General features: G+C 40.8%; 13 protein-coding genes and 2 pseudogenes. 2 read left to right on the forward strand and 13 right to left on the reverse strand.

Features of this window, described 5'->3' with window-relative positions; all coding sequences use genetic code 11:
- Window positions 1–169, forward strand: a 169-nt coding sequence (locus L2764_RS23190; RefSeq protein WP_248942706.1) for a transposase domain-containing protein, incomplete at its 5' end; no start/stop codon positions are given.
- A 27-nt stretch (window positions 170–196) separates the two neighbouring features.
- Window positions 197–1,090 (forward strand): annotated as a pseudogene (locus tag L2764_RS23195) (IS701 family transposase); the annotation flags it as partial.
- A gap of 87 nt (window positions 1,091–1,177) precedes the next feature.
- On the opposite strand, the gene L2764_RS23200 reads toward L2764_RS23195, so the two are convergent.
- From L2764_RS23200 to L2764_RS27900, 13 genes and pseudogenes are all read right to left on the reverse strand, one after another.
- Complete coding sequence (locus L2764_RS23200) at window positions 1,178–1,393, reverse strand: hypothetical protein (protein WP_248942696.1); 216 nt, start codon at window positions 1,391–1,393, stop codon at window positions 1,178–1,180.
- A gap of 168 nt (window positions 1,394–1,561) precedes the next feature.
- Window positions 1,562–2,614 (reverse strand): tetratricopeptide repeat protein, encoded by a 1,053-nt coding sequence (locus L2764_RS23205; RefSeq protein ID WP_248942697.1) that lies wholly within the window; start codon window positions 2,612–2,614, stop codon window positions 1,562–1,564.
- Between the two features lie 30 nt (window positions 2,615–2,644).
- A complete protein-coding gene (locus tag L2764_RS23210) occupies window positions 2,645–3,613 on the reverse strand; it encodes a type II secretion system F family protein (RefSeq protein ID WP_248942698.1) in 969 nt (322 codons plus the stop codon).
- A gap of 2 nt (window positions 3,614–3,615) precedes the next feature.
- The gene (locus tag L2764_RS23215; RefSeq protein WP_248942699.1) at window positions 3,616–4,593 is read right to left on the reverse strand and encodes a type II secretion system F family protein; all 978 of its coding nucleotides are present in this window, start codon (window positions 4,591–4,593) and stop codon (window positions 3,616–3,618) included.
- A 9-nt stretch (window positions 4,594–4,602) separates the two neighbouring features.
- Window positions 4,603–5,928, reverse strand: coding sequence for a TadA family conjugal transfer-associated ATPase (locus L2764_RS23220; RefSeq protein ID WP_248942700.1), 1,326 nt, complete (start codon window positions 5,926–5,928; stop codon window positions 4,603–4,605).
- The gene (locus L2764_RS23225) at window positions 5,925–7,244 is read right to left on the reverse strand and encodes a CpaE/TadZ family protein (protein WP_248942701.1); all 1,320 of its coding nucleotides are present in this window, start codon (window positions 7,242–7,244) and stop codon (window positions 5,925–5,927) included. Before L2764_RS23225 ends, L2764_RS23220 begins: the two co-directional genes overlap by 4 nt.
- A 523-nt stretch (window positions 7,245–7,767) precedes the next feature.
- Complete coding sequence (locus tag L2764_RS23230) at window positions 7,768–8,226, reverse strand: TadE/TadG family type IV pilus assembly protein (protein WP_248942702.1); 459 nt, start codon at window positions 8,224–8,226, stop codon at window positions 7,768–7,770.
- Window positions 8,223–8,693 carry a TadE/TadG family type IV pilus assembly protein gene (locus tag L2764_RS23235; protein ID WP_248942703.1) on the reverse strand — a complete coding sequence of 157 codons (471 nt, stop codon included), beginning with the start codon at window positions 8,691–8,693 and terminating at the stop codon, window positions 8,223–8,225. Before L2764_RS23235 ends, L2764_RS23230 begins: the two co-directional genes overlap by 4 nt.
- A gap of 10 nt (window positions 8,694–8,703) precedes the next feature.
- A complete protein-coding gene (locus L2764_RS23240; RefSeq protein ID WP_248942704.1) occupies window positions 8,704–10,020 on the reverse strand; it encodes a pilus assembly protein TadG-related protein in 1,317 nt (438 codons plus the stop codon).
- Window positions 10,021–10,119: 99 nt separating this feature from the next.
- Window positions 10,120–10,425 carry a transposase gene (locus L2764_RS23245; RefSeq protein ID WP_312018380.1) on the reverse strand — a complete coding sequence of 102 codons (306 nt, stop codon included), beginning with the start codon at window positions 10,423–10,425 and terminating at the stop codon, window positions 10,120–10,122.
- A 250-nt stretch (window positions 10,426–10,675) separates the two neighbouring features.
- Window positions 10,676–10,900, reverse strand: coding sequence for a transposase (locus tag L2764_RS28370; RefSeq protein ID WP_376708477.1), 225 nt, complete (start codon window positions 10,898–10,900; stop codon window positions 10,676–10,678).
- Window positions 10,901–11,042: 142 nt separating this feature from the next.
- A pseudogene (gene tnpA / locus L2764_RS23250) lies at window positions 11,043–11,294 on the reverse strand (IS200/IS605 family transposase); the annotation flags it as partial.
- A 420-nt stretch (window positions 11,295–11,714) separates the two neighbouring features.
- A complete protein-coding gene (locus L2764_RS27900) occupies window positions 11,715–11,846 on the reverse strand; it encodes a hypothetical protein (protein WP_283107143.1) in 132 nt (43 codons plus the stop codon).
- Window positions 11,847–11,910 lie beyond the last annotated feature (64 nt).

Raw genomic sequence — 11,910 nt, forward strand, 5'->3', positions numbered from 1 at the left:
CCACCGTGGTGCAGAGGCGAGTGCTATGTTGTACAGCATCATAGAAACGGCGAGAGCGAATGGTTTAATCCCCTTCGATTATATCGCACACTGTTTGGAACAATTATCCTCACCCAACTGCGACCTCAATAGTCTCTTACCCTGGCACGTTAAACTAAGCAAGACGTAGTTCGCCGGACGCTCACCTTCCAAAGATTTATGGCAGCAGGTTAAATCGACAGTGAGAAACGTTGAGCGTAATGATGGCGTGTTGATTTTTGACGACACGATCCAAGAAAAAGCTTGGACGGATGAAAGTGAGTTGATGTGCTGGCATTACGATCATTGCAGTGGCCGCAGCGTCAAGGGCATCAACCAACTAAATGCGTTTAGCATGCTGGCGAAATGTCTATTCCAGTGGGTAAAAAAGCCCTTCCAATATAGTGATCTGAAGACTAGGAAGGTCAAACGTAAAAGTGAGATAACCAAAAATGAAATGATGCGTCAAATGATCGAAACCTGTATTCATAACAATTTGAAATTTCTTTTTATTCTTATGGATAGCTGGTTTTTATCAAAAAATAATTTCGATTTCATCACCAGTAATGACAAGCATTTCATCGCAGCACTTAAGAGCAACAAGTTAATAGCCCTATCCGACGAAGACAGAAAGAACAAGCGTTTTGTAGGAGTAGATGAGCTGAATTTCCCAGAACAAACCGCAGTGCAAGGCTGGCTCAAAGGGTATGCGAAAGCCGTCCTTCTAGTTCGCCAAGTTTTTACACACAAAGACGGCAGCACTGGGATATTGCATCTGGTTTGCAGTGACTTAACTTGCGACTATAACGCCATCACCACGATCTACAAAAGACGGTGGAAAGTGGAGGTGTTTCACAAATCATTGAAGTCAAATGCGAATCAGAAAAAATCGCCAACCCGAACAGTAAGAACTCAAAGTAACCACATATTCATGTCAATTTGTGCAGCCTTTAAGCTCGAAAGTTTGAGTATCAAAAACAATCTCAATCCCTTTGCAATTTGTCGAAAGTTACTCATTAATACATCACCTTCTATTTATGCTGAATTTCGACAATTTCAAGCTGCTGCGTAACATCAGTTATTATAATTACAAGTTAATACTGGTACTTTTGAAGGCGTTTTACACAAAGCCCCTCATTAGTAAAACTTGTGTTTGTTTCTAAGGAGTCACAGTATATTTATCATTTTCCTCGATGACACTGTGTAAATCTGTTCCAGCAGGCCAATCTCCTAATATGAGGTAACGCTCAGCTAGACTCGAGCCCGAGGGGCTATCTGTATATATAGACATTTTGGATTGATAGACCTGGTAGGCTGGTACAATATTGACGCCCAGTAACAGGATAATGATCCCGGTAAGCACTATTTTGATCATCAGTGTTCCATTAGTTTTCATACTTGCGGGAGCAATCGAGCGGCTAATGTCTTCATAACCCATATCAATGACTTCTCAATCATTATTGCGTGCCAATAATTATATTAACTTACTTTATGGTGTGGGGAGTCCAATTATCTCACATTACGCTTCCGTATTGAATACCGCTTAAAAGATTGAGTCGCTATTAATAACACTTCCGTTTAGTTCCATTGAAGCCCGTTTAAGGTTTTTCTGTGCTTGTTCAAAATAACTTGGTGAATTATCAATGGCCCTTGTGAAAAGCTTTATAGCTTGTATATATTGCCCCTCTAACATCAAAAAATACCCCAAGTCATTCAATGCATCTTCTGGCTCCATAGTATGTTCAAAGGTAGCTAAAGCTTTTGTGTATAAGCCTTTTCTTACATATACTAATCCAAGGTTTGTCCAGGCTCGATCAAAACTGGGATCTTCTCTTATTGCCTGTTTAAGATAATTTTCTGCCAAGGTAAAGTTGCCACTAAGGTAATAGGAATAACCTAAATTAGTGATGATGAAAGCCGAGTGTATGTCCTTCTGTAAAGCCAGTTTATACAAAATTTTAGCTTGCTCATGTTCATTATCCAGATCTTCTAGAACCGCCATTGCATTATATACTCTAACAGGGGAAACACTATCTAGGTTAAATAAGCGTTCGTTATCTGTACTTTTTGCAAGCTGATTTAATCTTTTTTGGTCTAAATTCACCGCTTTTTCCAGGTGTATTCTGGCTTGTCGGTGTTGACGCTCCTCCATATTAATCAAGCCTAAACCCGCATGAGACATCATCATATCGGGGTCTATGACTAAGGCTTCATTATATGTCCGATACGCTAGTTGAATATTGCCTTTAATGCTATTTATTCTGCCAATTTGATATAAGGTATCCGCATTATCAGGTTTAAAATCTAGTGCCTGAACATAGAGATACAAAGCTGGATCTAAATTGCCCAAAGATTCTTCACGCTTTGCACGTGCCAGCGCATCTGCTTCATCCTTGGGCTCATTGGCAGTGGTAACCGTGATTATGGCATTAGCATCATAAAGGTCCTGCCGCTGGGGAACGCTAGCCTTTGATGCCAGTATCTCTTCTGGTGATTTTGTCGAAGTACAAGCCGACATAAGCTGTACCATCATCAGTAAAACCAAAGAAACTGGGGTTAACCCTTTTATAAACTTGAACCGAAAAGAAATTGCCATACCCGCTCCTTACTGTTTTACGGCACTAGACTAAAAAGCCTGTCCCCATACTTTCATAACCTTGAGCACCGCAGGGCCCACCGCAACGATGAAAAATGAGGGCCAGATACACAACATCATGGGGAAAATCATTTTCACTGCGAGTTTTGCAGCCCGCTCTTCAGCTTCTTGAAGACGTTTATCACGATATTCATCGGAAAACACCCTTAAAGTATCAGCGATGCCAGTGCCTAATCGAATACTCTGTGAGATCGCCGAATTTAATCCCTTTATGTCTTCCAACCCCGTTCTTTCTGTAAATTCCTGGAGAGCCATCTTAATGGTCAATCCCATCCTAACCTTACTGCAAATCAGATCCAGTTCACTGGCGAGACTCGCGTGGCTGATGGCTAGTTCATTAGCCACACGCTGTAACGCGGCTAATAAACCGAGTCCAGCCTCGCAGCAAACAACTAACAGATCTAAGGCATCGGGGAAACTAGCTCTAAGATTCTTCATACGTCTGGCCCCAAGATTCTGTAACACAATCGAAGGCAATAAATAGGCGCTACCCAGCAGACATGCCACGACATACACACTCATCATGCCGGATATATTAGGAAAAATACTCAAGATGAGGGCAGATAAGCCAGCTGAAATAAGCAACAAGATCAATCTGACTGAACTAAATACTGCCAGTTCATTCTCAGAGTGGAAACCCGCATGTATCAACAGCCGACGAGTTTGATTATTTGACAAGTTGAACGGTGTTTTTCTTGCCATACGTCCCATGCTACTCTCGATGGTGGCATTGACATCTGTTTGAGTCATAGGATGCTCTTTATCGGCTTGATAAATTCTTTTTAATTGTGTTTTAAGTGGAGAATAGATCCCACTGGTAAGAAAATAAATCGAGATAGCCAAGGTGATGCCTGCGATTGCCGCTATGGCATATATGGCCCATTTAACATATTCAGGATCGTTGAAAATGGTACCCAACAAACCAATCAGATAATCCATATTTAGACGTCTATCTTAATAATTTTACTGATCCACCAGCCACCAATGGTCATTCCCACACCTCCCCACATAAGTAATTCTTGTCCCGCTTCTGTTCCGGTTAACTCACCAACGTACGAAGGGGTTTGAATATAAATAACGGCAAAAAGAACAAAGGGTAATAAAATTAAGATCCAAGCTGAGAGCCGACCTTCCGCGGACAAAGTCTTAACCCTTCGCCTGAATGTGAACCTTTGCCTTATAACCCTCGTTAAATTCTCAATATTCTCCGCAAGATTGCCTCCGGTTTCTCTCTGGACCATGACTGCACTGGCAAAAGCTAGGGCTGAAACACTAGGAACACGTTGAATAAAGGCCAACAAGGAACGCTTAAGGTCTTTGGTGTAATTGATATTAATAAACATCAGATTGAACTCTTTAGCCAAAGGTCCCTCCATCTCTTCGGTAGCCAATTTAATAGCATTTGTGAAGGAGTATCCGGCCTGTAACGCTCTGCGGATCACATCTAAACCGTCGGGAAAGCTGGCCTCTATAATATCCATTCTCTTATCGGTGTCTCGGTTGAGCTTTATATTAAATAAGAAAGAGGTGATGATAAATATTATTGCAGTCATAAAAGGATTGTTTATGTAATACCACGTTATCATCGCCGCGATCGTAGATATAAATACTCCTAAGGTAAAAAACTGGTGGCCCATCATCTTATAATCGGCCACCTCCAATCGATAACTCAGATTTTCAAAGAATTCAATGCTTTCTAACTTTCGACCAAAATCACTTAACTTCTTCAGTTTACTCTTACGCAATAACGACACTTCGAAGCTAGTATCATCAGCCTTGGCAGAAAGCTGCTTTAGCCGTTTACGGATTAATGCCGTATTGGCTCTCCGTGGGCGAGATACAGGTAAAAATAGCGCCTGAGACAGTAAAATAACCGCCAAAAATATTAAGCCTAGAAAGATCAATTCATTGGAAAACATACTAGCCCCTTAAAAATCAGCAAAAGAATCGTCACATTTGAACAAATCTAATGGGAGATCAATTCCATGCTGTTTTAACTTACTGTGGAAACCAGGGATCACTCCAGTGGATGTAAATTGCCCTATAATGTCACCATTTTGTTCTCTGCCTTCACGCCTGAAATGAAACAATTCAGACATGGTGATGATCTCCCCTTCCATGCCATTGATCTCTTGGATACTGGTTACTCGCCGTCCCCCGTCCTCTAAGCGCTCTAACTGTACGACCATATCGATAGCTGACGCTATTTGAGTTCTAATATTAGCTACTGGCATATTGAACCCCGCCATACACACCATGTATTCGAGACGAGCCAAGGCATCTCTGGCACTATTAGCGTGAAGCGTGGTGAGTGAACCTTCATGACCAGTATTCATCGCAGTTAACATATCTAACGCCTCGCCCCCCCTGACTTCTCCAATAACGATTCTATCTGGACGCATCCTCAAACAGTTTTTAACCAGATCCCTTTGACTAATTTCTCCTTTTCCTTCGATATTGGCTGGTCTTGTTTCCAGTCGAACCGTATGCGCTTGACGTAGCTGTAGTTCTGCCGAGTCTTCTATAGTCACTATGCGTTCATCAGCCGGTATGTAACTAGACAGCATATTGAGTAATGTTGTCTTACCGCTACCCGTACCGCCTGAAACTAAAATATTCAATTTACCACTAACAGCGCCAGTAAATAGCTCGTTCATTTGGCTAGTCATAGAGCCTATTTCGATCAAGTCCTCGGCGCAAAGCTTATCCATGGAAAATCGCCGAATGGATAGTGCTGGCCCATCTAAGGCTAGTGGCGGAATGATGGCATTCACCCGAGAACCATCTGCCAGACGAGCATCAACCATAGGAGATGACTCATCGATCCTTCGTCCTACGCTTGAAACTATTCGGTCGATAATATTGAGTAGATGGCTGTTGTTGTGAAATTCTATAGGAACTTGCTCCAGCTTACCTTTGCGCTCTATGTACACACGATTGTAAGAGTTCACTAAAATATCTGAAATATTAGGATCTGCTAACAAGGCCTCTAGCGGGCCCAAACCTAAAACTTCATCTGTGATCAACTTAATTAGTCGCTGCCTTGTATCCAGATTAATAGGCCTATGTAAGTCTGTGATTAGCTTGTTACAAATCTCATTAATCTGTTGCTGAGCCTGATCTTGTGATATGGTTTCGATCAGGGATAAATCCATCACACTCAAGAGACTATTATAGACTTGTTTCTTCCAATTGAGCTCTTCTACCGAGAGTTTCTTGAATTCTACTTTCTGTTGAGTCGGCATATTAGTCATAATCCATTAGTCAGTATTCGAGTCAAAAACCCCTTAGAAGGCTTAGTATTCTCTTTGGAGCTAGGGAAAAAATGTTCTGTCACCTGAGAAAGATCTTTAAGCATCTGTTCACGCTTGGCGACATCTGTAATGGGTATACCCAGATCGATACATTGACTGACAAGCTTAAAATCATTCGCCACCACGAATTGAGATTTGATGCCTGTCGTCTCCATTATGTCTTTAAGGCTTATCCCTGAACTGGTCCTTTGATATCGGTTAATCAGTAAGTGGATTCTATCTTTATCTATCCCCATAAAACTCACTAGTTGATGAACTACGGCCTTAGCTTCACGAATACTCATTATATTTTGCTGCATGACCAGTAATATGTTGGCATTATTTAGCATATCTGCGCTCCAAATTTCGGGGCCACGAGAAAGATCAATAATAACCTGCTGGTAAGATTGTCGACATTTGAGTAAAAGCTTATTGGTGTTTTTTAATTCGATAGGAGCAGCGGCGTTAAGAACAGCAAATGGCTCTGCAGCCAGTAGATGTAGATGGCCCAAGTTAGTCATCCCCCCCTTTAGTGCCATTTCATCCATTGAGTCCAGTTTCTGTATCGCTTCAGTAATAAAGTAATGAGGCTCCAGACCTAGCATGTGTGCCAAAGTACCATGTAGAAGATCTGTATCGAGTAGTAAAACTTCTCCTTCATCTCTAACCGATGCGATCATGGCGATACAGGCCGTAATAAAACTGGCACCTGAGCCTCCTTTAGCATTAACTACAGCCAACACAGGGGCTAGATCGGCCTCATCTGCTAATTTAAACGCTATTTTTTCCAATGACTCCAGCAGTTCAACTCCTGGATCCTGCAGAGAAACAAAATCGCTCACCTTTTGCTGAAATGCTACGCTCAAGACGCTTTTTGGGGTATCTTCCCCAAGAATAATAATATCGACACCATAGACTACCGCCGATTTTAGGGCCAGAACTGCGCTGGATTCGTCATGAGGCAAGACCAAGAGAATAAGATTATAGTGTTTGGCGTTAGTCGTGGAACCAGCAATAGGGTTTAGGGTTTGAATCTCCTCCCAGGAGATATTTAAACAAGAATCCAGACTCTGTTCAATATCTGAGATATTATAATGACAGCTATTTATTAATAGTGCGTGTACTGGGTAAGGCAATATTTTATTGGCGAGCGTTTTCGCCGCAGGATGGGAGTCGATATTGGTGCTTTTGCTAGTATCTCTTTTTTTATCATTAGATATGACCATTAAATACGTGCCGCATATCTGAAATTTATCAATCCATCTATAAGGTTCCATGTTTTAGCCATATTACTGTATTTTCCTCTTAACTATTCTTTCATCATTCTAAAAAAACCTACATCAACGATTTATATCGTTCGATTAGGATTTTTTATCAGTACAAGTTTTTTCTTGCTTGGATCGTGTCGTCAAAATCAAAACGCTATCATTACGCTGAACGCTTCTTACTGTCGGTTTAACCTGCGGCCATAAATCTTTGGAAGTATATGGTCTGGTAAAATCCGAGTGTTCTTGTCGTGACTGACCTGTAGTCGTTGCAGTACCAAAGGTACTCAAAAAGTAGTAAGTGTATAAATCAATATTAGTTGAGCAACATCAGTTAATCAATTAAACGACAAAGTTCTTTGGAAGTTAAACAACAAAGTTCTTTAGAAGTTAAACAACACATTGAAGCTTCTGATCGTTTAATTTCCCAACTTGTTCAAAAAAACATAATAAATAACCATGAAAAATTATCTACGCTTATTTTACATTTAAGATATCAAATAAATCAGATGATTATTTTATAAATGGTGTCTATTTAATTGCAATCGATAAACCCACTATTGAGATCTTCTTCATTCACATGGTAAACACCTAAACTCTCTCTGGGAAGGTAAGTGGAAAAGGTTGGTGAGTTTATGACCCTAGATAAACCAGGTACGAGAAAGTGATGTTGATAATTGACTATATCAGCCCTAACTAAGACGATATCGATACCCGTTGCAACATTGGCTGATTCATCGAGATAACTAATGTTCAAATTCTCCGTCGTCAAATTAGGAATGAGGTTTTCACCATTAAAGAGTCCCATTGTTTTAATATCCGTATCGCCTATTTGGCACACCACGGCAATTCTTGCTGCTCTCCTCGAAGCTTCATGCAGGACATTATAGGTATACATCAGTCGGCTTACTTCGATAATGGAAAATAACAACAAAAGAAATATACTACCGACGATGGCAAACTCTACGGCATAAACTCCACGCTGATATTTCATAGCCCGGCTCTCATCGCATAGCTAACATGAAAGTTTAAACTGAGGTTGCTGTTATTACCGGCACCGAAACCTGATATCTGCTCACCAAATAGAGGCAGCCAATCATAATCCACTTTGATAATGACCATCTTTGTCTCTGGGTCACCTGTGATGGTGACATCGCTTGTATCCAGTCCATATAATAGGGGCGTTGTACCACCCACTTTACCGTACACCAATAGAGCTTTAGTATTAGAGATACAGTTGTCACAATTGGCATCATTAAACGGAACTGGAATATTTCCTGTGGTATTGGGGATCGCTTTTGTCGATAGGTACCTCCCTGCATCTCTCACTATACGCGTAAGATGGCTATATTGGTATAAAGCTCTGCCTAGCTCGGCGGTGGCAAAAATCATCAGTAATAATATAGGCAACATAATCGTAAACTCAATGATCGCAACACCCGTTTGTTGTCTCAGTCTCATATTCTTTCCTTTATGAATCTGGGCTATTCGGATCCCGATAGAGCACGATGGTAGAGCTATTACTCATAAAAAGGGGATCCAGTGATGCGCTTCCTGAATTGGAACACACACGAACAAATTCGCCTATTACATGTGCCTCATTACCTTTCTTGCTGATCTCCTGCGTTAGGAAAAAACACCCGAACCCCAATGCCGTAATAGTATTGGCTCCATTTGTCATTCCGTCACATAGACCTATGACGATTGGTAATTCCCTGCGCCCAGCTGTCGCAATGCTGCTAGGCGAAGTGATATCACCAGTATCACAGTGATTAATCTCATCGCCAGCAAGATAGTCAGCATGACTGTACTCAGCATTATTACCGCTAAAAGGAATAATGGCGCCATTATTGTCGACTTGGACTCTGTCACCCTGACACGTGTTTAAATCTCTGGGATGTTCGTCAGAATTCATGCCTCCTCCTTTCCATCGACCAAAACGTGTGTTTAAACCCTGAGTCACAGGGCCAACAGTATTACCCGGCTCAGTGTCTACTTCATCACCAGGACCAACACATTCACCTGGGGTGAACTCCCCGGCTAAGGCACGTCTAATATCCGCTCCGCCGGAGCCGCCATTTAATCTAAGTAACTGAAAATTACCAGGACCTATGGCTGTTCCTTGATTAGAGCCCGTCTTCATGACATAGAGAGTATCGAGTGATAATCCGAATGGAGCCTTTTCATCCGTATCCGGATTGATATAATCTGGATCGGAGTTCAGTCCGCAAACCATCATAGGTAAAATCTTATTCAGGCACTCAATATCCGTACTCTTACCGGCAACGGCCGATGCTCTGATTTTTTTATCAAAATTTAGTATTTGAGCAAAAAAATTATTTAACCTGACATTTTCGATGCGAACACGAACATACTTGCTATCATCATCAAATACAGGAATAAAGGGATCTGGCCACACAGAAAATTCGATATAGATATTTGAAGTGACCTGAGTGGAATTATAATCTGGCGACGACAGTTCCACACTGGATTTAAGTTCACCGTTATCAGTAAACCCTAAGTTTTGCACCAAAATTTGGGTCGCCGCTTCTCTTGCATCATAAAGGCTTCCTTCATTTTGCAATATTTTAGCCGCATATAAGGCTGAAGCATCTACTGCATTTTGCAAACGACCTTTGTTCACTAGGAGGTGACCACCGTCCAAGGCAAGCGCGGCAACGGCTAGCAATGAAAATAATCCTATGGTAAACATCACGAGTATTGCCCCGCTTTGTTTACCCATCTTAGCTAAAGATAATGGCTTCGAACTCACGTGTACGGTAACCATCTTGCCTCCAATCAGCTGGATTAGATTGAGCGATACTTTTTGGCTCAACAAGTGAACTAAAGATAAATATTGGCTCTACGCGTCTTTGCGTATAAATGCTTAAAAATCAGTCATGTTGGGAGCGAATCGAAACATGCCGATAGTATCTAAGAGTAGTCGTTGAAACAGCTTAATTGTATTCGATAACCCATAGCATCGTCGCTTTAATACTTTCACCCTACTATTGAAGCCTTTGACAAATCCACTGGTATAACGGGCAATAAAATAATGAGTAATTTGTTCTTGATAATTGACCAAAGTTTGGATAAATCGGCCAAAGTAATTGAGATCTGATGCAGTGGCAGTATTCACCCATTTTGTCATCTTCTCCTTGGCTAACTCAGAGGGGTAATATAGCTGTTGAATATCCCACTGAGCTTACGACTAAATTGATAACCTTGCTTCAATTGTGGTGAGAGTGAAAACCACGACTCAACCACGGCTTTCTCTTCATCTATGAAGTGAAGAGATATTGCCAGTTTAAGGGTGGCTACTTTTCCACTGACAGTTCTTTTTTAAATCGTTTTAGCTCGATTTTGCGTAAATTAATGAGACTCTTTCTATACAATCGACGCACTATAGATAGAATCGGTCAGCTACGATGGGAACCGTCTTGTCAAAGACTTCTTTTATAACCATGATATAAATCACAACATACTGCACTGATACTGTTCCGAAAAAAGCTCGGTATTATACGTAATACCGAAATGGTATTGGATTTTTTATGCCTTTTTACGACACCCAGCGCGCTAACTTTATCATCAACTCGGTCAGTGAACAGTGTGACGAAATTACGATAACCTTTCTTCATACTGATCTCATCTAGTCCTAAAACACCCATAATTTTTATCGTCGAAAAATCAATCTCAGTTTCAATATAGCTAATGAGTAACCCTGCCGCAAGCAGATAGGTATCAAATAGTTCATTCGAAAATTGCTAATTGATCAAAATTATAGAGCTGATCATACTTAGCATCACTGCCTTAGCTTTTAACATAATTTGCTATTTTTGCTTCATCACCATGTTTACCCACCGTACTAGAAAAAAATCCATCGGACCAAAGCTCACCACCCCATAGCTTCTTCCTAACCTCTGGACACCCTCTAAAGATATGCTTAGCTGTTAGGCATTTCATCATCGTTACTAATTTAGTTACGCTATATGTTGGCACTGACTGAACTAAAAAATGAACATGATCTTCATCTGTACCAATTTTGAGAAACCTGATTTGGTAACTGATGTTACGCAGCAGCCTGAAATTGTCGAAGTTCAACATAAATAGAAGGTGATGCATTAATGAGTAACTTTCGACAAATTGCGAAGGGATTGAGGTTATTTTAAATACTCAAACTTTCGAGCTTAAAGGCTGCACAAATTGACATGAATATATGGTTACTTTGAGTTCTTTTTGTCTTCGTCGGATAGGGCTGTTAACTTGTTGCTCTTAAGTACTGCGATGAAATGCTTGTCATTACTGGTGATAAAATCGAAATTATCTTTTGATGAAAACCAGCTATCCATAAGAATAAATAGAAATTTCAAATTATTATTAATACAGGTTTCGATCATCTGACGTATCATTTCATTTTTTTGTTATCTCACTTTTACGTTTAATCCTTCGAGTCTTCAGCTCAGAGTATTGAAAGGGTTTTTCCTAGATCTCAGCAATAAGCGACACACGTTTACCTGTTAAAAACTCATAAGGACTGAGAAAGTTTAACGCCTTTCTTGGCCTCATGTTAATTAACAAACGGTAAACCCCCGGCTCTGCCGGGGTGACTCGCATAGGTTTCACCTATACCGCGGTATAGGTAGGCTCAAGTCTCGACCAAAAGACAGGAGAGCAACCT

The sequence above is a fragment of the Shewanella surugensis genome, assembly GCF_023284005.1.
GTDB classification, from domain to species: domain Bacteria; phylum Pseudomonadota; class Gammaproteobacteria; order Enterobacterales; family Shewanellaceae; genus Shewanella; species Shewanella surugensis.